Origin of the sequence: Gordonia crocea (assembly GCF_009932435.1) — a bacterium.
In the GTDB taxonomy this organism is placed as follows: Bacteria; Actinomycetota; Actinomycetes; order Mycobacteriales; family Mycobacteriaceae; genus Gordonia; species Gordonia crocea.
Map to the genome: position 1 here is coordinate 518,131 of NZ_BJOU01000001.1, position 21,601 is coordinate 539,731.

Annotated in this window: 25 protein-coding genes, 3 tRNA genes and 2 pseudogenes; 16 read left to right on the forward strand and 14 right to left on the reverse strand. The window is 67.4% G+C overall.

The features are described from left to right. Positions 1-52: 52 nt before the first annotated feature. Positions 53-1,018, forward strand: a complete 966-nt coding sequence (locus nbrcactino_RS02365) for an alpha/beta hydrolase (RefSeq protein ID WP_371864462.1) — start codon at positions 53-55, stop codon at positions 1,016-1,018. 22 nt (positions 1,019-1,040) lie between these two features. Here the strand turns inward: nbrcactino_RS02365 and hisC are convergent, their stop codons facing one another. After that, positions 1,041-2,108 carry a histidinol-phosphate transaminase gene (hisC, locus tag nbrcactino_RS02370; protein ID WP_161925908.1) on the reverse strand — a complete coding sequence of 356 codons (1,068 nt, stop codon included), beginning with the start codon at positions 2,106-2,108 and terminating at the stop codon, positions 1,041-1,043. Positions 2,109-2,208: 100 nt separating this feature from the next. Between hisC and nbrcactino_RS02375 the strand changes: the two genes are divergently transcribed. Together nbrcactino_RS02375 and nbrcactino_RS02380 are read left to right on the forward strand one after the other, a co-directional pair. Then, positions 2,209-2,300: transfer RNA gene (locus nbrcactino_RS02375), tRNA-Ser, on the forward strand. Between the two features lie 35 nt (positions 2,301-2,335). Further along, positions 2,336-2,408, forward strand: a tRNA-Arg gene (locus tag nbrcactino_RS02380). A gap of 59 nt (positions 2,409-2,467) precedes the next feature. Here the strand turns inward: nbrcactino_RS02380 and nbrcactino_RS02385 are convergent. Next, complete coding sequence (locus nbrcactino_RS02385; protein WP_161925909.1) at positions 2,468-3,640, reverse strand: tyrosine-type recombinase/integrase; 1,173 nt, start codon at positions 3,638-3,640, stop codon at positions 2,468-2,470. Further along, a complete protein-coding gene (locus nbrcactino_RS02390; protein ID WP_228460641.1) occupies positions 3,640-3,879 on the reverse strand; it encodes a DUF3263 domain-containing protein in 240 nt (79 codons plus the stop codon). The genes nbrcactino_RS02385 and nbrcactino_RS02390 overlap by 1 nt, the downstream gene beginning before the upstream one ends. A 145-nt stretch (positions 3,880-4,024) precedes the next feature. Between nbrcactino_RS02390 and nbrcactino_RS02395 the strand changes: the two genes are divergently transcribed. Continuing rightward, positions 4,025-4,927, forward strand: coding sequence for an MT-A70 family methyltransferase (locus tag nbrcactino_RS02395; protein ID WP_161925911.1), 903 nt, complete (start codon positions 4,025-4,027; stop codon positions 4,925-4,927). Positions 4,928-4,975: 48 nt separating this feature from the next. Further along, complete coding sequence (locus nbrcactino_RS02400) at positions 4,976-5,803, forward strand: BglII/BstYI family type II restriction endonuclease (RefSeq protein ID WP_161925912.1); 828 nt, start codon at positions 4,976-4,978, stop codon at positions 5,801-5,803. Between the two features lie 341 nt (positions 5,804-6,144). Here nbrcactino_RS02400 and nbrcactino_RS02405 read toward each other — a convergent pair whose 3' ends face one another. From nbrcactino_RS02405 to nbrcactino_RS02415, 3 genes are read right to left on the reverse strand one after another with little or no spacing between them, the layout of a single operon-like run. After that, on the reverse strand, positions 6,145-6,741 hold the full coding sequence (locus tag nbrcactino_RS02405) for a hypothetical protein (RefSeq protein ID WP_161925913.1): 597 nt from the start codon (positions 6,739-6,741) through the stop codon (positions 6,145-6,147). 39 nt (positions 6,742-6,780) lie between these two features. Further along, complete coding sequence (locus tag nbrcactino_RS02410; RefSeq protein ID WP_161925914.1) at positions 6,781-7,008, reverse strand: helix-turn-helix transcriptional regulator; 228 nt, start codon at positions 7,006-7,008, stop codon at positions 6,781-6,783. Then, entirely contained in the window at positions 6,986-7,168 is a 183-nt protein-coding gene (locus nbrcactino_RS02415) for a hypothetical protein (protein WP_161925915.1), read from the reverse strand. The genes nbrcactino_RS02410 and nbrcactino_RS02415 overlap by 23 nt, the downstream gene beginning before the upstream one ends. 364 nt (positions 7,169-7,532) lie before the next feature. Here nbrcactino_RS02415 and nbrcactino_RS18325 point away from each other — a divergent pair, with 364 nt between their 5' ends. Then, entirely contained in the window at positions 7,533-7,664 is a 132-nt protein-coding gene (locus nbrcactino_RS18325; protein WP_267130392.1) for a hypothetical protein, read from the forward strand. 222 nt (positions 7,665-7,886) lie between these two features. Here the strand turns inward: nbrcactino_RS18325 and nbrcactino_RS02420 are convergent. The 3 genes and pseudogenes from nbrcactino_RS02420 to nbrcactino_RS02430 form a co-directional block, all read right to left on the reverse strand. Next, positions 7,887-8,102: pseudogene (locus tag nbrcactino_RS02420) on the reverse strand (hypothetical protein); the annotation flags it as partial. After that, entirely contained in the window at positions 8,102-8,743 is a 642-nt protein-coding gene (locus tag nbrcactino_RS02425) for a nucleotidyltransferase domain-containing protein (protein WP_161925916.1), read from the reverse strand. The gene nbrcactino_RS02425 and the pseudogene nbrcactino_RS02420, both read right to left, overlap by 1 nt. A 35-nt stretch (positions 8,744-8,778) precedes the next feature. Next, a complete protein-coding gene (locus nbrcactino_RS02430; protein WP_161925917.1) occupies positions 8,779-9,300 on the reverse strand; it encodes a MarR family winged helix-turn-helix transcriptional regulator in 522 nt (173 codons plus the stop codon). A 90-nt stretch (positions 9,301-9,390) separates the two neighbouring features. Between nbrcactino_RS02430 and nbrcactino_RS02435 the strand changes: the two genes are divergently transcribed. Further along, on the forward strand, positions 9,391-9,762 hold the full coding sequence (locus nbrcactino_RS02435; protein ID WP_161925918.1) for a DoxX family protein: 372 nt from the start codon (positions 9,391-9,393) through the stop codon (positions 9,760-9,762). 6 nt (positions 9,763-9,768) lie between these two features. Here the strand turns inward: nbrcactino_RS02435 and nbrcactino_RS02440 are convergent, their stop codons facing one another. Both nbrcactino_RS02440 and nbrcactino_RS02445 read right to left on the reverse strand, forming a co-directional pair. Then, the gene (locus nbrcactino_RS02440) at positions 9,769-10,269 is read right to left on the reverse strand and encodes a GNAT family N-acetyltransferase (protein WP_161925919.1); all 501 of its coding nucleotides are present in this window, start codon (positions 10,267-10,269) and stop codon (positions 9,769-9,771) included. Next, the gene (locus nbrcactino_RS02445) at positions 10,266-11,471 is read right to left on the reverse strand and encodes a lipid-transfer protein (protein WP_161925920.1); all 1,206 of its coding nucleotides are present in this window, start codon (positions 11,469-11,471) and stop codon (positions 10,266-10,268) included. Before nbrcactino_RS02445 ends, nbrcactino_RS02440 begins: the two co-directional genes overlap by 4 nt. Positions 11,472-11,755: 284 nt before the next feature. On the opposite strand from nbrcactino_RS02445, the gene nbrcactino_RS02450 reads away from it, so the two are divergent. The 5 genes and pseudogenes from nbrcactino_RS02450 (at position 11,756) to aqpZ (ending at position 16,309) form a co-directional block, all read left to right on the forward strand. Beyond that, positions 11,756-12,241: a hypothetical protein gene (locus nbrcactino_RS02450; protein ID WP_161925921.1), complete on the forward strand. Its 486-nt coding sequence runs from the start codon at positions 11,756-11,758 to the stop codon at positions 12,239-12,241. Next, positions 12,181-13,560: an AAA family ATPase gene (locus nbrcactino_RS02455; RefSeq protein WP_161925922.1), complete on the forward strand. Its 1,380-nt coding sequence runs from the start codon at positions 12,181-12,183 to the stop codon at positions 13,558-13,560. The genes nbrcactino_RS02450 and nbrcactino_RS02455 overlap by 61 nt, the downstream gene beginning before the upstream one ends. 40 nt (positions 13,561-13,600) lie before the next feature. Continuing rightward, positions 13,601-13,831: pseudogene (locus nbrcactino_RS18555) on the forward strand (translation initiation factor IF-2 N-terminal domain-containing protein); the annotation flags it as partial. A gap of 803 nt (positions 13,832-14,634) precedes the next feature. Further along, positions 14,635-15,462 (forward strand): DNA-processing protein DprA, encoded by an 828-nt coding sequence (locus nbrcactino_RS02465; RefSeq protein ID WP_161925924.1) that lies wholly within the window; start codon positions 14,635-14,637, stop codon positions 15,460-15,462. Positions 15,463-15,556: 94 nt separating this feature from the next. Next, entirely contained in the window at positions 15,557-16,309 is a 753-nt protein-coding gene (gene aqpZ / locus nbrcactino_RS02470) for an aquaporin Z (protein WP_228460642.1), read from the forward strand. A 70-nt stretch (positions 16,310-16,379) separates the two neighbouring features. On the opposite strand, the gene nbrcactino_RS02475 is transcribed toward aqpZ, so the two are convergent. Continuing rightward, complete coding sequence (locus nbrcactino_RS02475) at positions 16,380-17,336, reverse strand: prephenate dehydrogenase (protein WP_161925926.1); 957 nt, start codon at positions 17,334-17,336, stop codon at positions 16,380-16,382. A 64-nt stretch (positions 17,337-17,400) separates the two neighbouring features. Here nbrcactino_RS02475 and nbrcactino_RS02480 point away from each other — a divergent pair, with 64 nt between their 5' ends. The 4 genes from nbrcactino_RS02480 (at position 17,401) to nbrcactino_RS02495 (ending at position 18,872) form a co-directional block, all read left to right on the forward strand. Further along, the gene (locus nbrcactino_RS02480; protein WP_161925927.1) at positions 17,401-17,913 is read left to right on the forward strand and encodes a tRNA adenosine deaminase-associated protein; all 513 of its coding nucleotides are present in this window, start codon (positions 17,401-17,403) and stop codon (positions 17,911-17,913) included. Between the two features lie 4 nt (positions 17,914-17,917). Continuing rightward, positions 17,918-18,382 (forward strand): nucleoside deaminase, encoded by a 465-nt coding sequence (locus tag nbrcactino_RS02485; protein WP_161925928.1) that lies wholly within the window; start codon positions 17,918-17,920, stop codon positions 18,380-18,382. Positions 18,383-18,468: 86 nt separating this feature from the next. Beyond that, positions 18,469-18,684, forward strand: coding sequence for a hypothetical protein (locus nbrcactino_RS02490; RefSeq protein WP_161925929.1), 216 nt, complete (start codon positions 18,469-18,471; stop codon positions 18,682-18,684). 100 nt (positions 18,685-18,784) lie between these two features. Beyond that, a tRNA-Ser gene (locus nbrcactino_RS02495) sits at positions 18,785-18,872 on the forward strand. A 63-nt stretch (positions 18,873-18,935) separates the two neighbouring features. On the opposite strand, the gene nbrcactino_RS02500 is transcribed toward nbrcactino_RS02495, so the two are convergent. Together nbrcactino_RS02500 and nuoN are read right to left on the reverse strand one after the other, a co-directional pair. After that, positions 18,936-19,952 (reverse strand): zinc-dependent alcohol dehydrogenase family protein, encoded by a 1,017-nt coding sequence (locus nbrcactino_RS02500; RefSeq protein WP_161925930.1) that lies wholly within the window; start codon positions 19,950-19,952, stop codon positions 18,936-18,938. A 31-nt stretch (positions 19,953-19,983) separates the two neighbouring features. Continuing rightward, positions 19,984-21,558, reverse strand: coding sequence for an NADH-quinone oxidoreductase subunit NuoN (nuoN, locus tag nbrcactino_RS02505; RefSeq protein WP_371864546.1), 1,575 nt, complete (start codon positions 21,556-21,558; stop codon positions 19,984-19,986). Positions 21,559-21,601 lie beyond the last annotated feature (43 nt).

The window sequence follows — 21,601 nt, forward strand, 5'->3', positions numbered from 1 at the left end:
CTTGACCTCAGCAAATCCATCCCCCTTTTGGAGGAATCCTCCCGTGCGACGAGTGGCCAGTTCACTGCTTGCCGCGGCGCTTGCCGCGGCGGCGTGCGTCGTGCTGCCCGCAGTCGCCTCGGCGTCCCCGAAGGCCAGGATCTCCAAGTCGTACAAGCTGAGCGCGCTGCGGACCGACATCGTCGTCGCCTCGCCGTCGATGGGAAAGAACATCCGGGTCTCGGTGCTGACCCCTCGTGCCGACCGTGGTCCGCGCTCGACGGTGTACCTGCTCGACGGTGCCGGCGCGACCAAGGGCGTCAGCGACTGGATCACCAAGGGCCGGGCCGGGCAGTTCTTCGCCGACAAGAACGTGAACGTCGTCTTGCCGATGGGTGGAGCCGGCACGTTCTACACCAACTGGCGCAAGCGCGACCCGAAGCTCGGCAAGCCGCAGTGGGAGACCTTCTTGACCCGCGAACTGCCGCCCCTGGTGGACAAGCAGTTCAACGGCACCGGTCGCAACGCGCTGATCGGGCTGTCGATGGGCGGGCAGGCGGCCTACACCCTCATCGCCCGGCACCCGCAGCTCTACACCGGTGCCGCCTCCCTCTCGGGTTGCCCGCCGGTCTCGGGGCCGTTGAACCAGGGTTACGTCCGCACCACCGTCGCCAAGACGGGCGGCGACGCCAACAACATGTGGGGTCCGCCCGGGTCGCGGTCGTGGCGGGCCCACGACCCGGTGATGCACCTCGACGCGTTGCGGGGCAAGCACCTGTTCCTGTCTGCGGGCTCCGGGGCGATCGGCCCGCTCGACCTGGCGCCGCGCACGGGCGACGACATGCCGCAGGAGGCGGTCAACGCCTCGGGGTCGGCGCTGGAACTGGGTGCCTACCGATGCTCGCTGGAGTTCGCGGTTCAGCTGCGCCAGGCCGGCATCGCCTACACCGACGGCTTCCGGCTCATCGGCACGCACAGCTGGCCGTATTGGCGCCAGGACCTCCCGCTCGCCTGGGCCACCGTCTCCCGCGGTCTCTGAGCTCGCTCGACGCGGATCGGTCTCAGCCTCGGCGGCGGGCCCAGTCGGCGGCAAACGCGAGGAACGCGTCGTTCTCATCGACCTCGGTCACCGTGACGCGGACACCGTCGCCGTCGAACGGGCGGACGATCACCCCCGCCTCGGTACTCGCCTGCGCGAACGGCAATGCCTCGCTGCCCAGGTCGAGCCAGACGAAGTTGGCCTGAGACTCGGGCACCCGGTAGCCCAGGGTGCGCAACTGGGCGGTGACGCGCACGCGCTCGGTGACGACGGCGTCGGTGCGGGCCAGGAGCTCGTCGTCGGCGGCCAGACAGGCGACCGCGGCGCGTTGGGCCAGGGTGTTGATCGAGAAGGGGATGTGCGCCTTGCCGAGTGCGGTGATCACCGCGGGGTCGGCCACGGCGTAGCCGACGCGCAACCCGGCCAGCCCGTAGGCCTTCGAAAAGGTCCGCAGCACCACGAGGTTGGGGAACTCTCGGCGCAATTCGAGGGCGTCGTAGTCCTGGGCGGCGCCGAGCCTCGTGTACTCGATGTAGGCCTCGTCGAGAGCGACGACGAGGTCGTCGGGTACCGCGCGCAGGAAGGCGACGAGATCGTCGCGGCTGACCACCGTGCCGGTGGGGTTGTTCGGGTTGCAGATGAAGACCAGGCGGGTCTTGTCGGTGACGGCCTTCGCCATCGCCGGGAGATCGTAGCCGAGCCCGTCGTCGAGGGGGATCTGGACGGGCGTCGCGCCGGCGATCCGCGTCGCGATCGGATAGGTCTCGAAGGAGCGCCAACCGAACAGGACTTCGTCGCCGGGGCGGCAGGTGACGGTGATCAGGTTCTGGCACAGCGTCACCGACCCACAGCCGACCTGGACCTCCGTCGAGGTCACGCCGAGCTTCTTGGCCAGGGCCTCGGTCAGCTCGACCATCGCGTTGTCGGGGTAGCGGTTGATGCTCGACACCGCATCGGCGATCGCGGATGCGACGCTGGGCAGCGGGCCGAAGGTGACCTCGTTGCTGGCCAGCTTGATCGCGCCGGGATAGGTCTTTCCCGGTACGTAGACGGGCAGGTCGTCCAGGTCGGGGCGCAGTCGCGGGGTCACCCCACCAGCGTATCGGTCGCGCCAACGAGCAGGTGGTTTGCACCCCGTCGCATCAGGTGTGTAACCTACGTGTTCGGCAGTTCGAAAGGACTCCGCACCAGGAGGCGTGCCAGAGCGGCCGAATGGGACTCACTGCTAATGAGTTGTCCGGCCAACACCGGACCGGAGGTTCAAATCCTCTCGCCTCCGCCACTGCACTTCGTGTGCGGCACAATTGAACAAGGCTCGCGCCCGTAGCTCAACGGATAGAGCATCTGACTACGGATCAGAAGGTTTGGGGTTCGAATCCCTACGGGCGCACACAAGAAACCGGCCCCCACCTGCACAAGGTGGGGGCCGGTTCTTCTATTTGGGGGGTGCTAGGACAGCTCACCCACCGAAAACCCACCGGAAACTCCACGGACCGGCGCCAACCCATCAAGCACCCCCGTCACATCCGACGCCCACCGGCGATCGATGTAATGCTTGCGCGTCACCGTCGGCGACGAATGCCCCAACTGGCCGGCCGCAGCCTCATCCCCCAACGCTTCGGCAACCACCGTCGCCACCGTCCGCCGCAGCGTGTGCGGCGTCACCCACGACAAATCCGGGTTCGCCTTCGTCCCGTCACCGGTGAAGTTACGGGCCTCCCGCAACTGCCGATTCACGTTCCGCGACGCCCTCACCGTCAGACTGTGCGACGGAAACACCAGCGCCCCCGGATGCTTACGCTTGCGCTGCCTCCGCAGAGCCTTCACAGCGAAGTCCGGTAGCACCACCACGAACTCGTCCTCCGGGGACTTGGAGCGGTGCAAGACCAGGGTCGCCGGATCATCCCCGTCCCCACCCCAATGCAGGTCAGCCCACTCGATCGGCAGCACCTCGTTGATGCGGGCACCGGTGCCGATCAGCACCTCCACCAAATCCGGTAGGTCGGTGTCGCGGGGTCGGCCCCCGGAGCCGGCTGCGCACCACGCCGCGACACGGTGCCGGTAGACGGCGAGGGTGGCGGTGTCGAGAGCCTTCGGGGTCTTCTTGCCGAGGTTGACCGCGGTTGTTTCCCGCACGGGGTTGCGGTCGACCGCATCGTGTTGGGCGGCGAGCTGCATCATGCCGGTCAGGACCATGCGGCATCGTTTCGCGACGGTGCCGGTCTTGGTGCTCACGAACCGTTCGCACACTCCGACGGTGGCTTCACCGACCATGACTTGCCCGATACCGGGGGTGATGTGCACGTTCACGGTTTGGGCGTATAGGTCGAGTGTTGCTTGGGCGAGTCCGTCTTTCTCCCGTACTTGGAGCCATGCTTGTGCGAGGTCGGCGAGCCGGGTGTCGCGGGTGATGTCAGCATCGGCGGCACGAACCTTGGACCGGGTTTTCAAGGCTTCGATGAGGGTGCGTTCGGCTTTGGCTCCCGATGCCCCGTAGCGTTCGACAACCCGGGTGTGGCCGTCGTAGTCGCGGTAGCGTGCCCTGGCGCGCCAGCGGCCGTCGGAGACTTGGGTGCGGGTGATCTTGCCCCACGTGCCCAAAGGGAGTGTCGGCCTGCCCATCAGCCGAGTGTACGACGCGCCGTGCGGCCGGTGTCGCGTTGAGCACGGACACGTTGCAGCCGCCGCACCAATGCTGGGTTGTGCGCCAACGCTGCCGGATCGTCCAGCAGGGCGTTCAACCGCTGGAAGTAGCGGGTCGGCGTCATGCCGAGTTCGCGGGTGATGGCGTCGTGTTGGGCGCCAGCGGTCCGCCACCACCTGTCAGCGAAATCCAGCAGTGCACGGTCCTCGTCGGTCATGCCACCCTCCATTCATCCCCGAGTCGGTGCTCGAGCTCGGCGGTTTCGATCGGGTCGAGACGGGCCAGGCGGAGCGCCCACGTGTAGAGACGCGCCCTAAGATCTAATGCCAAGGATTAGATCTTTTGCTGATAGGATCTTTTCTATGACCCCGACGATCGACACTCTGCCGCAGACCCCTGACATAACGCCCCTGCCGACCATCGACGGCGGCTTCCAGACCGTGTTGGCCGACCCCCCGTGGCGGTTCGCCAACCGTACCGGCAAGGTTGCTCCTGAACACCGCCGCCTGGACCGCTACGGCACGATGGACCTTGAATCCATCAAGGCCCTGCCCGTCGGCGACGTCACCGCGAAGAACGCCCACCTGTACCTCTGGGTCCCCAACGCGCTGCTACTCGAAGGCATAGACGTGTTGCAGTCGTGGGGATTCCGCTACGTCTCCAACGTCATCTGGGCCAAGCGGCGCAAGGACGGCGGCCCCGACGGTCGCGGCGTCGGGTTCTACTTCCGCAACGTCACCGAGCCGATCCTGTTCGGCGTCAAAGGCTCGATGCGGACGCTGCCGCCTGCTCGATCGACGGTGAACATGATCGAGACCCGCAAGCGCGAGCACTCCCGCAAACCCGATGAGCAGTACGACCTCATCGAGAGCTGCTCTCCCGGCCCGTACCTGGAGATGTTCGCCCGCTACGCTCGGCCGGGCTGGTCGGCCTGGGGCAACGAGTCCGACGCCGAGGTCGAGCCCAAAGGGCAAGCGCATAAGGGTTACTCCGGAGGTGCGATCGAGAACTTCCCATCGCTTGAGCCGCACGAGCGGATGAGCCCGTGGTTGGCCGATCGGATGGCACAGATCCTCGCCGAGGAATACGCCGCCGGATCGTCCATCAACGAGCTTGTCGACAAATCCGGATACTCGATCCAGCGCGTGCGCGGACTGCTCGATAAGGGCGGCGTGGAGTTGCGAGGCAGGGGCCGACCCAAGACCACCGCGAAAGCGCCGACTGCGAAGAAACCTCCGGCGAAGAAAGTCGCTGCTCACGTTTGAGTACGACGTTGCCGCATTTCCGAGCGAAGGTGCGGCAGTATTGGAGGCATGCAGCTCACCGAATCCTGGGCCGAGACGTTCCCGGCCAGCGTGCTCGACCGCTACGACGTCCGCGAGACTCGCAACGCCGCGGCGGTCATGCGCACCACCACTCCGCAGGCCTTCCAGGACATGATTGACGTCCTGGACGGCTTCGAACTGACCCTCGACAAGCTGACCACTCCCGGCGGCAGCAAGACCGTCGTGGCCCGTGAACTCGACGAGGCCTTTCGAGTCCGCGGCTGGCGCGAGGCTCGGTTCGACCAGGATCTCATCACCAAGCTGACAGTGTTCCCGTGGACCTCTGCCGACACCCCGGAGAAGCAGTACGTCATCGAGACCCGCAACGAATACGGCGGACACAAAATCGACAACGTCCTCGACCGCGCGGTTCTCGACGTTGAGTGGAACCCTAAGGACGGCAATCTCGACCGCGACTTCGGCAACTACGTCTCGCTGCATGAGGGCGGAGTGATCGACATGGGCGTGATCCTCACCCGCGTCGGCGGCGACTTCCGCCACTTCGTACGCGATCTCATCGCCGAGGTCAAGGCCGTCGACGTGCCCGCGGAATACACGCTCTGGCATACCCGCATGGGCAAGATGGCCAACGATCCGCTCGGCACGTCCACGACGTCGAACTTCGGCAAGCTCGTACCACGGCTCGAACGCGGTGACGGTCGGGGCTGCCCGATCCTCGCTGTCGCCATCACTGAGCGGTGCTACGTCCCGCCGTCACGAACTGTCGCTGAGGAAGTGCTCCAACTCGCAATCGCGCTCCAGGAGTCGGGACAGGCCGTTGCCGACGATCCAGACTACGACGACGCCGAGGACTAGGCCACCACTTCCGAGAAATCGGCCGTCCGCAAGCCAGTCGTTTACCGAGACACCCGAACGACATCAGTCCGGCCAGGCGTAAACGCAGGCCGGACTGTCGCATGAGACCCGTCCGGCGTCTTGTCCTCTGCAGCTCCGTCTCGAAAGCCGTCACCGGGATCGAGGTCGCCACCAGCGGCTCGGTTACGAAGCCGGTCGCCAAGATCATGGTCGGCACCAGCGGATCCACCACCGACCATTCACTCTGCAGGTCGGTGCGCGCGCCGCGCCCGCTACGGCACGGCCCGGGTCGGCGGCGGAACGTATCTGACCCGACTACGCGACGACCTCGCCAGACACCGCTAGCGCGCCCGCTCTCGGCGCTCTCGGGAATTGTTGTTCCCATTGAAGACAGCGGCTAAGCCGATGATGTCGACGACACCAAGAACCCCGGCCAAGATCGGACTCCCTGCGTGCACCGCGTAGCCAGCCAGCACGAGCACACCAAGCACAGCGACCAACCCGAGGATCTGGCCCAGTGAAGCGAGCCGGTATGGCTGCCGGACCAGCCTCCGGCCATTGATGCTGTCGTCATTGAGCTTCTGCTCCGTGGTGCGCACCCACATCTGATACACCTCAGGTGCAGACTCACGCAGTATGCGCAGTTGCTCAACGGTTTCCGGGGCGAGCTGGTCTAACTCATTGAGGTGGACATGGAGATTCTGTTCGACCCGGGCTAATACGATGCTCGCGATGCGGTCAACGACTTCAGGGTCGCCGACATCGTCGAGGCCACTTCCGAGGACGCTTCCGTGATCGTCCTCCGACGTGGCAGGGGCTGAAGATCCTGCATCGCCTCGTACGTTGCGAGACCCCGAAGATCGATCAGGGAGCCCACGCCCACGAGGAACGCGCGGCGGCGATTCTTGGGGTTCGTGGGTGGTGTCGTCATGGTTCAAAGCCTATCTCCGGTTCCTGAGAGCAGGGTAACGACTGTATTACGTCTCCTGTGGGCACGTCGCCTTCTTGGGGTAAAGGTCAGTCCTCGCGCCCCGGCCCGGCCGGTTACGGTTCCACTCGTCAATCGTCTCCGGCAGCCAGCCATTGACCCGGCCAATCTTCGCGTCCGGCTCAGGTAGGTAGCCGCGCCGATCGTAGGCGTTGATCGTGCCGGGGGCGAGCCCCACCCGATCGGCAACCTCGTTACGCGTCAGGTAGCGAATCATCCGACGACCTTCGTGCAACGACCAGCCATGCCGCGAACAGCCCGATCCATGCGATTGCGGCGATGACGGCTTCGATGTGCCGGCCGTCCGCGATGGCCAGGCTTACGGCGATGACGGCCAGCGCGAAGCTGATGCTGATTGCGGCGGATCCTTTCGGCATTGCGTCCTCCTTGGTTGGTGAGGGAAGATGGTGGATGGAGGGGGAGACCGACCCGGCAGCTACGGGCCGGTCTCCCCTTCTCCTGCTAGCGGCGGTGCTTGCCTCGGTATCGAGGTTTGCGGTTCTGGTAGATGCCGTAGAGGCCAACTATCAGTGCTGCCACCGTTAGCGTTCTATCCATCCATTCCATCTTCCCCTTCCTGTTGAGGGACTGTCCCTCAACAACCCTCACATTACCTCATTAAGTAGGCAACGTCAAGTGTTGGAGCGACGCTTCCACCAGCACGATCCGGCCCGACCCTCACATCGAGGGTCGGGCCGATTTCACGCTTCCCTGGACCAGATCGGGCGTACCCTCGCCCGCATGCCCGACGACCTGTACGACCCCACCTACGACAACATCGTGGTCCCCGCTGATGCGCCCACCGTCGAAGACATCCTCGTCGTGCTGGCCGCCAAACAGATCATCGACGACACGCCCCGCAACCTCGACTGAGGAAGCGGGGCGCTCTTCGTCGTTCCAGGGGCCGATCACCCACCTTTTACCCACCTAAAACGGGCGGGAATAGCCGCACCCAACCGAACCACCCGAAATCCGTAACCCCCCTGAACTGCACTGAACGACACCACACACCGCCAGCCACACCCACTAGAACACGCGTTCGTGATCAGAAGGTTTGGGGTTCGAATCCCTACGGGCGCACTCAGAAAAGTCCCGCATCGACGATGCGGGACTTTTCTTGTTCCAGTTGGAATGCACGCCGAGGCGCACACAGCAGAGCACATCTGCGGCTGCAATACCCGCATCGACATACAAGTCGCCGGCAGCGTTCGGCATCTCCTCGCCGAGGTGGTCGGCGGCGTCGAAGAACTCATTCGCCTTGGACATGCGCCCCGCGATGACGGTGGCGTCGCAGCTTCGTTGCCCAGCCATCAGGGTCGCCGAGCCGCCGGACGCAGTTGGGTGCTCAGCCAGGTTCGGGTCCCGGCGACTGTCAAACCTTGTTGTGCCACGTCCCGAAGCAGCGGTTCATCGGCAGCGGCCGCCGCGTGGATTTCATCCTCGGTGAGCTCGACCAAGCGGGCATCGTTGCCGGTCCACAGCGTGACCAGTCGGGCGAGTTCGGTTACCCGTCGATCCCACTCGTCGTCGGCGTTGTCATCGCTGACGGTGGCACGGACCAGCAGCAGGTCGATATCGCTGTCGACGGTCATTCGGCCGGTTGCTGCTGATCCGAATACGGCGGCATAGCGCAGTGTTGAACTCCATTCGTCCAGTGTCTGCTCGAGTCGATCCAGAAACGCAGCGTGCAGGCGTGCCAGTGCTTTGATTGGTTCTGCGGCGAGATGCTCGGTGTTGAACCGATAGGTGTTCGTCCTTCCCGCGCGATCGCGCAGGACCACTCCCTGGGCGGTGAGGCGATTCACGACCTTGCGGATGCCTTCGCCCGATGCCGATTCGAGGACGCGCTGGATCTGACTGACGGTGAAGGCGGCATCGGCACGCGCGAGAATGGCGAGGACGTCGCCGTCTAACGTCGGCGTCACCGTGGCGAATGGCTTGTTCAACTGCACCAGACAGACCTCCAACTAAAGTTAGAGTAACGCAACTATTGTTGCACTCGAGTCCGGCACGTGTCGTCGTTGGCTGGGCAGGCCGACCCCGGCGGGTCGATCCGTTCGATCACGGTGCGGCCGACGTCGTTCAGCGTGCGCAGCTGGTCTGGCGTGACCGCGTCGACGAGGAGCTCGCGCACCCGGCGGACGTGGCTGGGGGCGGCCTCGGCGACTTTGGTGTGGCCGGCGTCGGTCAGGATCGCCGCGGTGCGCCGGCCCGGTCCGGGAACCCGTTCGCGGCGCAGCAAACCCTGCTTCTCGAGGCGCTTCGCGGTATGCGACAGCCGTGACAGCGACGACGACGTGGCCGACGCGATGTCGCTCATCTGCAGGGTGCGGTCGGGCTGCTCGGAGAGCACGGCCAGGACCATGTACTCGAAAAAGCTCAACCCGTGGTCGGCTTGGAGCTGCCCGTCGAGGGCATTGGGGAGCTTGATGATCAGCGCGGCGACGGCCAGCCAGGCGGCTCGTTCTCCTTCGGTGAGCCAGGGTGTGTCGTCGGGGGCGGCTGTCATGACATGAGCGTAGAGACTTGAACTTGAAGCTTCAAATCCACTTGTGGCATGGTTATTGAACCATCAAGTTCGCGGGTTGAAAGGAACCTCATGAACATCGCACTGTGGATCGTCGCCATCGTCCTCGGCGTCGCGTTTCTGGCGGCCGGGCTGCTGAAGGCGACCCAGCCCAAGGCCAAGCTCGCCGAGAACATGGCGTGGGTCGAGGACTTCTCCGATGGCACCGTCAAGTTCATCGGGTGGGCCGAGGTGCTCGGCGGCATCGGCCTGGTCCTGCCCGCGGCGGTGAACATCGCCCCGATCCTCGTGCCGATCGCCGCCACCTGTCTGGCGGTCACGATGGTGCTCGCGGCGATCGTCCACCTGCGCCGCGGCGAAGCGTCGAAGGTGCCGGCGAACATCGGGCTGTTCGCGCTGGCCGCCTTCGTCGCGGTCATGCGCTTCGGGCCGAACGCCTTCTAGGTTTCCTTATCCGGTGCTCGCCGGCGCGGACGCGGCCAGGGTGGCCAAGGCTGCGCCGTCGAGGCGCTGGACGGTCCAGCCGTCCATCCCGACGGCGCCCAACGCCCGGTAGAAACCGATCGCCGGGGCGTTCCAGTCGAGGACCGACCACTCGAAGCGGGCGCAGCCGCGGCGCACGGCGGTCGCGGCCAGGTGTGCCATCAGCGCGCGGCCCACGCCGCGGCCGCGGAACTCCGGCTTGACGAACAGGTCCTCCAGGTAGAGGCTGCGACGGCCCTCCCACGTCGAGAAGGTGTGGAAGTAGAGGGCGAAGCCGGCGCCGGTCCCGCCGACCTCGGCGATGACCACCTCGGCGCCGGGGTCATCACCGAACAACTGGTGGGCCAACAGCGCCTCGGTCGCGTGCACCGCGTCGGGCTCGTTCTCGTACTCGGCCAGTCCCCGGATCAACTCGAGGATGAGCGGCACGTCGGCGACCGTCGCCGCACGCAGGTCGACCGTGTTCACCGATCGGCGCGCTGGTAGGCGGTGACCACCGCGGCACCTCCCAGCCCGATGTTGTGCTGCAGAGCCGCGGAGAGTCCGGGTACCTGGCGCTTGTCGGCGTCGCCGCGGAGCTGCCAGGTGATCTCGCTGCATTGGGCCAGCCCGGTCGCGCCCAGTGGATGCCCCTTGGAGATCAGCCCGCCCGACGGGTTGACCACCCATCGACCGCCATAGGTGGTGTCGTCGTTGTCGATGAGCTTGGCCGCCTCGCCGTCGCCGCACAGGCCGAGGGCCTCGTACAGCAGCAACTCGTTAGCCGAGAAACAGTCGTGCAACTCGATGACCCCGAAGTCCTGTGGGCCCAGGCCGGACTGGTCGTAAACCTGTTGGGCGGCAGCCACATTCATGTGGTGGCCGATGAGCGCCTTGGCCGACCCGTCGAAGGTGCTCTCGAAGTCAGTGACCATCGACTGCCCGACGATCTCCACCGCGCGCGCCGCCAGGTCGTTCTCGTCGACGAAACGTTCCGAGGCGAGGATCGCCGCTCCCGAACCGTCCGAGGTCGGCGAGCACTGCAGCTTGGTCAGCGGCTCGCTGATCGTCTTGGCCTCGAGGATCTCCGCCAGGGTGTACGCGTCCTGGAACTGGGCGTACGGATTGTTCACCGAATGCTGGTGGTTCTTGTACCCGATCTTGGCGAAATGCTCGGGCGTCGAACCGTATTCGCGCATGTGCTCGAGGCCGGCGGTGGCAAACATCCACGGCGCCGCGGGCATCGCGAAGTCGCGCAGGGCGGCCATGGCCATGATGTGCTTGTCCATCGGCTGGGCCCGGTCGTCGTAGGTCGAGGCCAGCGAGCCCGGCTTCATCTTCTCGAAGCCCAACGCGATGGTGCAGTCGGCCAGTCCGCCGCGAATCGCCTGGGCGGCCAGGAACAACGCCGTCGACCCCGTCGAACAGTTGTTGTTGACGTTGACGACGGGGATGCCGGTCATGCCGAGCCCGTACAGGGCGCGCTGCCCCGACGTCGACTCGCCGTACACGTAGCCGACGTAACCCTGCTCGACCCGCCGGTAATCGATGCCGGCGTCGGCCAATGCCTTGGTACCCGATTCGCGGGCCATGTCGGGGTAGTCCCAGTCCGACCCGTCGTCGTTCTTGCGCCGACCGGGCTTCTCGAACTTCGTCATCCCGACGCCGATCACATAAACCTTGTTCGTCATCAGACCTCCTTGCGGGGCAACGTACCCCGGGCCGACATGGTTGGTGGCGGGTTCGCGCGGGACGGGAGGAGGGCGCGCGGCGGGACCACTCTCGAACATGTCGTAACGATTGAATAACGCCGAGGGGGTTGACAAGGTGTGCTAAACTCAACTCCCTTTAAACCAGTCCGGCGAGCAGCCTCTAATCTTCGATTTGCCGGGATGAGTTTAGACCCGGAAATCCTCCTCTGACCTGCGCAAATAGTGGTTGCGCCGTCCGGGTTGAGCTGCCTAGCGTGGCAGCCATGCCCACGTCAGACAGTCTCGGAACCGACTTTCTCGAAGCCGACATCCTCATCCCACACCACTTCGACGACTACATCTTCAACCACGGATTCCTGAGCGGGGAATGGAGTCCGGGCAGGGACCGTGTCGACGCGATCTTGGGCCGGCCAGGACGGCCACGACGGCCCCGCTACGGGTACGGGGGAGAGTGGGAGTCGAAGCCCGTCATCCCCGGGCGGCTCGTCCGCCCCCAGCCGCAGCCACTGCGCCGGCGGGAATGCGAAGAAGTCGGCGCCCAGCTGTTGCGGCCGTCGCCCGGCATCGTCGTTATCGCCGGCAAACCGGGTTCGGGGCGCAGCGCGATGGTCGCCGGGGTGGCGGCGGCGATCCGCGACGCCGACCGGACGCGGCGGCTGCGCCAGATCCCGGCGACCTGGAGGAGGAGATGGGCCAGGCGCTCGACTACCTCGACCATCGGGGTGAGATGGACGACGAGGTCATCGTGATCGACGACTTCGAGCGATACCTCGACATCGGAGTGTTTGCCAGGAAGGTGGCGCTGGCGAGCGGGGAATTCGGGGCGCGTTTCCTGCTCGTCGTCGACGAACGCCACACCTTCCGGTTCAACGAGGTCAGCGCCGAGCTGGCCGACGCCGCTCACATCGTCACCGTCGACCAGCTTCCCGCCGACGAGCTCCCGGACATCGTCGCCCACGCCGTCGCGCCCCTCGCCCGAGCGACCCGCGTCGACATCGACCGCGAGGTGATCACCGCGGCGTTGGCGCCGGCCGACGCGTCTGAGCCTCGACGGCACCCGGGCCTGGCGATCCGCCGGATCGACGAGGCGATCGGCCGAGCCCGGCTCGAAGGGACCCGCACGCTCCGGGCCGACCACCTCGCCCTGCCGAAAGTCGAGCGCCCCCAGGGCGCCAACGCGTTGGCCCGGCGGTTGGCGCGGCGGGTCCGGGGCCAGGATGAGGCGATCGCCACCGTTGCGAGGTTCGTCGGCCCGGCGCTGGCCGGCCTGAAGGACCAACCCGGCGCCCCACACGCGACGCTGATGTTTGCCGGCCCCACTGGGGTCGGGAAGACCGAGCTGGCCAAGGAGCTCGCCGCGGCGGCCTACGGGTCGTCGGACGCCCTCATCGCGCTGGACATGTCGGAGTACGCCGACGCGCAAGACGGATTGGCCAAGCTCATCGGCCATCATCGATCCTGGAAGAACAGCAGCACCGAAGGGTTGCTCACCACCAGGGTCATCGAACGGCCGCGCAGCGTCGTGTTGCTCGACGAGTTCGAGAAGTCACATCCGATGGTGTGGCAGACCTTCCTCCAGGTCTTCGACGAGGGTCGTCTGACCGACGGGTGGGGACAAACCGCGTCGTTCAGCGAGGCGATCATCATCCTCACCTCCAATCTCGGCGCTCGCGACGGCGCGAGCCGAGGCGCCGGATTCGGTGCCACCGGGGGCTTTCGCGCCGACAAACAGCTCGCCGCGATCGCCGAGCGGTTCCCGCCCGAACTGCGCAACCGGATCACGGCGATCGTCCCGTTCGTACCGCTGGATCTCGATGCCATCGTCGAGATCTGCGAAGCCGAACTCGCCCGCGCCGCAGAGCGGTTCGGGTCGGCCGGCTGGCGGATCGACTACGACGACGATGTGGTGCGGCGCCTGGCCGAGGCGGGCTTCGACCCGGCGCTCGGTGCGCGCCACATCAAGCGCAACATCCGGGGCGAGCTGCTACCGCTGCTCGCCGACGCGTCCACGCGCGACGTGCGGGTCGTCGCCGGCGTCGACGGCCTGTCGCTGGAGTGCGCGGCCTGACCGGCCCGACGACGGAGACCACCCGAAGGAGGAACGAACAATGGCAGGAAAAGCACGCGTGTACGAACTGGCCGTCGAGATCGGGGTCAGTGCCGAGACGGTTCTCGAGCGACTCCGAGAACAGGGCGAGTACGTGAAGTCGAAGGAGTCGACCGTCGAGGCCGCGGTGGCCCGGCGGTTGCGGGCGTCGTTCGCGCCCGCGCCGGCGCCGAAGCGGGCGGTCGTTGCCGACGCCGTCCCCAAAACCGGCGTCGTGTGGTCCTGCACACCGACCGCGGGGCGCCAAGTGCGGGGGCGGCTGAGCAGGGCTGAGACCACGCAGGAGGCCGGTACGGCCCGGCTCGAGATCGCCGGCGACTTCGCCGCCCGCAAGCTGGTCTGGGACCGCTACCCCGACCAGCGCCGTACGTACAGCGACCAGAACGGGACGTCGACCATCACGTGGTCGGGCCGGGTGCCGCGAGAGGCCGAGGCGCTGGCCGCCTCCCTGTGTGACCTGGTGACCGTCGGGCCGGGCGGGCGGGATGATCCGAACCTCGTCTGCCGCTTCGCGCTGGACTGGTACACCGCTCCCGACGACGACCGGCCGAGCGAGGAGTGGGAGCGGACGGAGACCGGTGGGTTGGTCTACCGGCTGAAGTACGGCGACCACGGCCCGGGCGAGCGAGCCGAAGCCCGCACCGAGCTCGCCCGTCGGCTGGCCGCCGCGATCACGGCCAACCCGCTGCTCGCGCAAGCGAAGTCCGTCATCGCGGTGCCCGGGCATCGGGCCGACGGGTCGAGCCAAGGGGAGATGGTGGCGCGGGAGGTCGCCGCGATGCTCACCGGGGTCGGGTTGGTGACGGTGACGTCGAGCCCGCGGCCGGAGCGCAAGGCCGACACGACTGTCGACCTCGCGGACACGATGTCGATCCCCGGCCGGATCGACGGTCCGTGCGTCATCGTGGATGATGTCGTCCGGAGTGGGCAGACCTTCACCGAGGTCGCCCGCGCAGCCCGTGCGGCCGGTGCGTCGGAGGTGTACGCGATAGCCGGGGCCAAGACGTTGAGGAGTTGACGGTGTCGGTGGAGGCGGTGACAGACGTCCTGATTGCGACGGCGGCTTTCCGCACGCCGGCGAAGATCCGGGATGGCCTGTCCGACCCGGTCGCCCTGGATCGGGCCCGCGCCGAGTTGTCCGCGTCGGCGGCCGAGGAGATCTCCCGCCGTGCGGAGGCGCTCGTGGCGCGGGGCGTCGGCGTCCTGCGGTGTTCCCAACCGGGGGACTTTCCGGCCGGCCTGACGGTTCGCGGTCGTCCCGTCGTCCCCTACCTCTACTACCGTGGCGACCCGCAGGTGCTGCACCGGCCGTCCCTGGCGGTCAGCGGCTCACGGGATGCGTCGGCGGCGGCGCGCAAGGCCGCGGCGGCTGTGGGGGCGCTGGCCGCCACGCTGCGGATGCCCTTGGTGGCAGGCAACGCCCGCGGGGTCGACACGGCCGCGGCCGAGGCGGCCGCGGGCGCCGGCGGCACGGTGATCCTCGTGGCGCCGGAGGGGATCCTCCGGGTGGACGGCGACCGCGCGGAGCAGACAGACGGGGGCCCCTCGGTGACACTGCTGTCGCAGTTCGAGCCCGATACTCGGTGGAGTGCGTACAACGCAATGGGTCGCAACCGCACCATTTGCGCGCTCGGGGCCGTCACCGTCGTCGTCGCGGCAGGCGAGAAGGGCGGGTCGCTCGACGCGGGACGAACCGCGTTGAGCCTTGGCCGCCCGCTGGTGGTCATGACCTACCCCGACGAGATGCCGGCGGGCAACGCGATGCTGATCGAGGACGGCGGAGTGGCCGTCGCCTCCGCGGCCGAGTTGCGCACCGAGGTCGAACGCGCGTTGGGCCAGCCGGAACAGACCACCTTGCTCTAGGGCGTTGCGCGCGGATTGCCCGTAAACCCGGCGACCGTCGCGCGTCGGCGATATGTTGTCGTCGTCCGCAGTTCCTTGGAGAAAGGATGACCCTGTGTCCGAATCACTCACCCGCCGAGGGCTTGCCGAAGTGTTCGGCACCTTCTGGCTCGTCTTCGGCGGTTGTGGCTCCGCGATTTTCGCGGCCAAGCAGATCGCCCGCGACACCGATCATGGCTTGACCTTCGAAGTCGGCATCGGCTACCTCGGCGTCGCCCTGGCCTTCGGTCTCACCGTCGTCACCATGGCCTACGCGGTCGGGCACATCTCCGGCGGGCACTTCAACCCGGCGGTCACGCTGGGTGCGGTGATCGGCGGCCGGTTGTCGGCGCGCGACCTGCCGGTCTACTGGGTCTCCCAGGTGGTCGGCGGCCTGATCGCCGGTACGGCACTCTGGGTCATCGCGAAGGGGCAGCCCGGATTCACCGCCGAGGGCAACATGGCCGCCAACGGATTCGGGGATCACTCGCCGGGCAAGTACGGCGTCGGGGCGGTGCTGCTCGCCGAGATCATTCTGACCGGTTTCTTCATCATCGTGATCCTCGGCTCGACTGACACGCGTGCGCCGAAGGGCTTCGGTCCGCTGGCAATCGGCTTGTCGCTCACACTGATCCACCTCATCTCGATCCCGATCAGCAACACCTCGGTCAACCCGGCCCGCTCCACCGGTGTCGCCTTCTTCAACGGTGACGGTGCCCCCGGGCAACTGTGGTTGTTCTGGCTCGCGCCGCTCATCGGCGCGGCGATCGGCGGCGTGATCTACCCGCTGCTGTTCGAGAACGGCAAGCTCAAGATCAAGACCGACTGACGTCGGCAGCACAGGGGTCCGGCACCGTCACGGTGTCGGGCCCCTGTCGTTGCCAGTTCTGTCAGTCCCGTCAGCGCTGCCAGGTGTGCCCGAGGTGGGCCTGGCGGCGCAACTCTTGAGCCCACCCCGGTGCGCCGGGATCGACGTCGGCGATGGCCGGTGCGGGAGCCGAGGCCACCTGCTCGTAGGCGAGACGAGCCCGGTGGCCGTCGTCGACGATGACGGCGACCGAACCGGTGTCGCGCAACGCGTCTCGCGCGGCGACGAGACGGTCGATCGTCTCACTCAACGTGTTCAGGAGCGCGATCTGGTTCGCCTCCAACATGGCCTGCTGCAGCGCCGGGGCGGTGCCGGCGACGCGAGTCCCGTCGCGGAAGCTGCCCGCCGCCAGGCGCAGCGCCAGCGCGCTCTCGCCGGCGCCGACCGCGGCCGTGGCATTGGCGGTCAGGTGCGGCAGGTGTGAGATCGCGGCCACCGCCCGGTCGTGGGCGTCGTTGGCGGCGGGTACGACCTGGGCGCCGCAGTCGAGGGCCAACTCGGCCACGGCGCGCCAATCGTCGGGATCGGTGTCATCCTCGGTGGTGACCATCCACATCGCGTCGTTGAACAGATCCGGATCGGTTGCCGCCCAACCGGATTGACTGGTACCGGCCATCGGATGACCGCCGATGTAGCGTGCCGTCGGATGCAGGCGCGCCACCGCGTCGGCCACCGGGCCCTTGACGCTGACGACGTCGGTGAGCAGGCAGTCGGGGGCTGTCGCGGCGATCACGGGCAGCAGGTCGTCGAGCGTCGTGACCGGGACGGCGATGACGATCAGCGCGTCGGAATCTGCGGCGCGAGCCAGGACGGCGGCGAGGTCGGTGTCGGCGTCGAACCCGTCGTCGCGGGCTGCCGCCACCCCGGCTTCCGAGCGGTTGTAGCCGAAGGCCCGACGTCCCTGGCGCACCACCGCCCGCAGCAGCGAGCCCCCGATGAGTCCGAGGCCGAGTACGCAAACCGGGGGGTGCGTCGAAGCAGTCACCATTCCAGCGTGTCACATTGTGCCGAGGACTTGGGCAAGTGTGCTCGGTGCGACTACGGTGACCAGCATGGCAGCGAGTGACTCCGATGGTGACCTGGACGGTTTCGCGGTGGCCGTCGTGCGGGAGGAGAGCTCCTGGAAGGTGACCGCCCTGGATTCCTCGGCGCTGACCAACCTCGAGGACGCCGAACGCCAGCTGCGCGACCTGCGCGCCGCCGGAGCCGTGTTCGGGTTGCTCGACGTCGACGACGAGTTCTTCATCGTCGTGCGACCCGCTCCCGGGGGTGCGCGGCTGCTGGTCTCCGATGCGACCGCCGCTATCGACTACGACGTCGCCGCCGACACCCTCGACGCGCTCAACGTCGACATCCCCGACTTCGACTCCGATGAACTCGACGACGTCGAGCCGTGGGAGGAAGGCGACCTGGCGGTCCTGTCGGATCTCGGTCTGCCCGACGCGGTGATGTCGGTGATCGTCTCCGACACCGATCTGTACGCCGACGAGCAGGTCGGCATGATCGCGGCCCGGCTCGGCTTCGCCGACGAGCTCAGCAAGGTCCTCGACACGCTGGGCCACTAGGCCGATGACGCGCCACGACGACGAGCGGCTCATCCGGCTGGCGATCGAGGCGGCCGCGCAATCCGGGCCCGACGATGTGCCGATCGGCGCCGTCGTCGTCGACCCGGAGGGTTTTGAGATCGCGCGCGCCGGCAATCGTCGGGAGGCCGACGCCGACCCGTGCGGGCATGCCGAGATCCTGGCGCTGCGCGCCGCCGCGCACGAGTTCGGCGATGGGTGGCGGCTCGGTGGGTGCACCCTGGCGGTGACCGTCGAGCCGTGCACGATGTGTGCCGGGGCGATCGGGTTGGCCCGGATCGACAAGGTCGTGTTCGGGGCGTGGGAGCCGAAGACAGGAGCCGTCGGATCGCTGTGGGATGTGCTGCGCGACCAGCGGCTGACCCACCGCCCGCAGGTGCGCGGGGGAGTGCTCGCCGACGAGTGCGCCGAACTGCTCACGCGGTTCTTCGCCGGTCACCGCGACAGTTGAGCCCCATCCGGCGGAAATGTGGACGGGACTCCGGCCACGTGGCACATTAAGCGGGTCAGATCCGTCCAAGATCGAAGGAGTGCCCAATGTCTGATGCGAGCGACAAGGTGAACGAGGCCGTCAACGCGGCCAAGGAGAAGGTCAGCGAGCTGGCCGGCAACGAAAAGGTCAACGAGGTCGTCGAGGGCGCCAAGGAGAAGCTGGGCGAGCTGGCAAACAACGAGAAGGTCAACGAAGTCGTCGAAGGCGCCAAGGAGAAGCTGGGCGAGCTGAAGGACAAGTTCCTCGGCGGCGACAAGTAAGACCCCGATTTCGCCGCGCGTTTGCGGCGATGTCGCGACTTCGTACCGCAGGTGACCTGCTGATTTAACGTCGGCGGGCGCCTGCGGTACAGTTTTTCGCGGTGGCGTGTCCGAGCGGCCGAAGGTGCAGCACTCGAAATGCTGTGTGCGGTAACCCCGTACCGGGGGTTCAAATCCCCCCGCCACCGCCGAACTCCCCCGCCTGATGGCGGGGGAGTTTTCTCATTCCAGGAGACGGGGCTGGTCGGGTGTCACGGGATGAGGAAGGTCTTGATCGCGCGTCGCTCATCCATGGCGCGATAGCCCTCGGCGACCTCGGCCAGCGGGAGCTTGAGGTCGAAGACCAGGCCGGGGTGGAAGTCGCCGGCGTAGACGCGGTCGATCAGGTCCGGTAGGTAGCCGCGCACCGGCGCGCCGCCGCCCTGCAGGCGCACGTGGTTGCGGAACAGCCGTCCCATCGGGATCTTGACATCGTGGGGCACGCCGACAAAGCCGACCCCCGCGCCTTGCCGTGCACTGTCGAGGGCGGTGGTCATCGATTCCTGGGTACCGACGCATTCGGCGACGCTGTCCGCGCCGACCCCGTTCGTCAGCTCCTTGATCTGGGCGACGGCCTCCTTGCCGCGCTCCTCGACGATGTCGGTCGCGCCGAACTCGCGGGCGACGGCCTGACGGTCTGCGTGGCGGGACATGATGATGATGCGCTCGGCGCCGAGTTGCTTCGCGGCGAGGACCGCGGACAGTCCGACCGCCCCGTCGCCGACGACCACGGTCGTGTGGCCGGGTGCGACGCCGGCGGCTTTGGCCGCGTACCAACCGGTGCCCATCACGTCGGACAGCGTCAGCAGATCCGGGAGCATGTCGTCCGACGGGGCCTCGGGGGTGGCGACGAGCGTCCCGTCGGCGAGCGGGATCCGGATCGCCTCGGCCTGGCAGCCCGTCATCGAGACGAGTTGTTCGCAACCCGATTGGTACCCGGCCCGGCAGTGCGGGCAGGTGTTGTCCGACGCGAAGAAGGAGCCGATGACGAACTGGCCGGGCTTGACCGTCGTCACGTCGGAGCCGACCTCGCGCACGACGCCGACGTATTCATGCCCGATGGCCCACGGCTTGTCGAACTTGTTGATGCCGCGGTACGGCCACAGGTCGGAACCGCAGACGCAGGTCGCCGAGGTCTCGATGATCGCATCGGTGGGTTCGACGATGGTCGGGTCGGGAAGGGTTTCGGATCGGACGTCACCGGGGGCATGAAGAATCGTTCCGCGCATGCTTCCCACCCTATGCCTCCCCTCTCGGGGGTTAGTGGAGGAAGGGGACAGCCGAGTCGGCGAGCGAGAGCAGCCACTGCGGAGCGATACCGAAGCCGAGCGTGACCACGGCGCACACGGCGATCGAAAGCGTCGTCACCAGGCTCGGCTGCCGGACTTCGACGGCCGACTCGTCGGCCGCCTCCTCGTCGGGATCGGTGAAGAACATCGCGACGATGACCCGCAGGTAGAAGTAGGCGGCCACCGCGCTCGCCACCACGCCGACGATGACCAACGCCCACGCCCCCGACGACCCCGCCGCGGCGAACACCACGAACTTGGCGATGAACCCGGTCGTCAGCGGGATACCAGCGAACGCCAGCAGGAACAGCGCCAGCAGGGCGCCGACGAGGGGGCGGCTACGCCCGATCCCGGCCCACGACTCCAGGCGGGTGGCCTCGCGGCCGGCCCCGTCGCGCACGACCGACAGCAACGCGAAACCGCCGAAGGCGGAGAAGGCATAAGCCGCCAGATAGAACAGGATCGCCGAGAGTCCGGCGTCGTTCAGCGCGATCACCCCGACGAGGATGAACCCTGCGTGCACCATCGACGAATACGCGAACATCCGCTTGATGTCGCCCTGGGTCACCGCCATGATCGTCGCGATCACCATCGTCGCGATCGCCACCACCCACAACGCCGGCCGCCACTGGTCGGCCAACGACGGGAAGGTCACGTAGAAGACGCGTGCCAGGGCGACGAAGGCCGCCACCTTGGTCGCCGACGCCATGAACGCGGTGATCGGCGTCGGCGCACCCTGGTACACGTCGGGGACCCACGAGCCGAAGGGCACCGCGCCCACCTTGAACAGCAGGCCGACGGCCAACAGCGACAGGCCGATCAGGGCGAGGGTCGCATCCGCCGAGCCGCTGATCACCGTCGCGGCGTCGGCGAGCGAGAGGGTTCCAGTCGCGCCGTAGACGAAGGAGGCGCCGAAGAGAAAGAACGCCGATGCGAAGGCGCCGAGCAGGAAGTACTTCAGCGCCGCCTCCTGCGACAGCAGACGACGACGACGGGCCAGACCGCACAGGATGTAGAGCGGCAGGGAGAAGACCTCGAGCGCGATGAACATCGTCAGCAGATCGCCGGCCGACCCGAACAGCATCATGCCGCCGGTCGCGAACAGCGTCAGCGGAAACACCTCGGTGGTGAGCGACCCGGTGCGGCCGGCGGCGAGTTCCGCCTCGGACCCGGGCACCGTCGACGCGGCCGGCGTGAACGGGTCGGCGACCAGATCGGAGTCGGAGCCGGCGCTGGCGGAGGGGACCGCCGAGGCCACCGCCACCGGCGCCCACACGTTGTCCAGCCGCCGCTCGCTGCACACGAGGACGGTGAGGATGGCGACCGAGACGATCAGGCCCTGGGCGAACAGCGCCGGGCCGTCGAGGACGACGGCGCCGCTCATGGCGGTGCGATGCGATCCGCCGACGGCCAGGGCGATCACGGCCGCCAAGGCGCCCACCAGACCCGCCAGCGCCAGCACCAGCTGCGTGCGGGAGCGCCACCGCACCGGCAGGAAGGCGTCGACGAGGACGGCGAGCACGGCGGCACCGAAGACGACGAGCATCGGGGAGAGGGCCCGGTAGTCGATGCTGGGTGCGACCACGGTC

What these genes read in the sequence shown, in the direction of transcription:
- nbrcactino_RS02385 (WP_161925909.1), bottom strand. Translation starts at nt 3,640, where the DNA reads ATGGGCAGGCCGACACTCCCTTTGGGCACGTGGGGCAAGATCACCCGC.
- nbrcactino_RS02390 (WP_228460641.1), bottom strand. Translation starts at nt 3,879, where the DNA reads ATGACCGACGAGGACCGTGCACTGCTGGATTTCGCTGACAGGTGGTGG.
- nbrcactino_RS02395 (WP_161925911.1), top strand. Translation starts at nt 4,025, where the DNA reads ATGACCCCGACGATCGACACTCTGCCGCAGACCCCTGACATAACGCCC.
- nbrcactino_RS02400 (WP_161925912.1), top strand. Translation starts at nt 4,976, where the DNA reads ATGCAGCTCACCGAATCCTGGGCCGAGACGTTCCCGGCCAGCGTGCTC.
- nbrcactino_RS02410 (WP_161925914.1), bottom strand. Translation starts at nt 7,008, where the DNA reads ATGATTCGCTACCTGACGCGTAACGAGGTTGCCGATCGGGTGGGGCTC.
- nbrcactino_RS02415 (WP_161925915.1), bottom strand. Translation starts at nt 7,168, where the DNA reads ATGCCGAAAGGATCCGCCGCAATCAGCATCAGCTTCGCGCTGGCCGTC.
- nbrcactino_RS18325 (WP_267130392.1), top strand. Translation starts at nt 7,533, where the DNA reads ATGCCCGACGACCTGTACGACCCCACCTACGACAACATCGTGGTCCCC.
- nbrcactino_RS02430 (WP_161925917.1), bottom strand. Translation starts at nt 9,300, where the DNA reads ATGACAGCCGCCCCCGACGACACACCCTGGCTCACCGAAGGAGAACGA.
- nbrcactino_RS02435 (WP_161925918.1), top strand. Translation starts at nt 9,391, where the DNA reads ATGAACATCGCACTGTGGATCGTCGCCATCGTCCTCGGCGTCGCGTTT.
- nbrcactino_RS02445 (WP_161925920.1), bottom strand. Translation starts at nt 11,471, where the DNA reads ATGACGAACAAGGTTTATGTGATCGGCGTCGGGATGACGAAGTTCGAG.
- nbrcactino_RS02450 (WP_161925921.1), top strand. Translation starts at nt 11,756, where the DNA reads ATGCCCACGTCAGACAGTCTCGGAACCGACTTTCTCGAAGCCGACATC.
- nbrcactino_RS02455 (WP_161925922.1), top strand. Translation starts at nt 12,181, where the DNA reads ATGGGCCAGGCGCTCGACTACCTCGACCATCGGGGTGAGATGGACGAC.
- nbrcactino_RS02475 (WP_161925926.1), bottom strand. Translation starts at nt 17,336, where the DNA reads ATGGTGACTGCTTCGACGCACCCCCCGGTTTGCGTACTCGGCCTCGGA.
- nbrcactino_RS02480 (WP_161925927.1), top strand. Translation starts at nt 17,401, where the DNA reads ATGGCAGCGAGTGACTCCGATGGTGACCTGGACGGTTTCGCGGTGGCC.
- nbrcactino_RS02485 (WP_161925928.1), top strand. Translation starts at nt 17,918, where the DNA reads ATGACGCGCCACGACGACGAGCGGCTCATCCGGCTGGCGATCGAGGCG.
- nbrcactino_RS02490 (WP_161925929.1), top strand. Translation starts at nt 18,469, where the DNA reads ATGTCTGATGCGAGCGACAAGGTGAACGAGGCCGTCAACGCGGCCAAG.
- nbrcactino_RS02500 (WP_161925930.1), bottom strand. Translation starts at nt 19,952, where the DNA reads ATGCGCGGAACGATTCTTCATGCCCCCGGTGACGTCCGATCCGAAACC.
- nuoN (WP_371864546.1), bottom strand. Translation starts at nt 21,558, where the DNA reads ATGCTCGTCGTCTTCGGTGCCGCCGTGCTCGCCGTCCTCGTCGACGCC.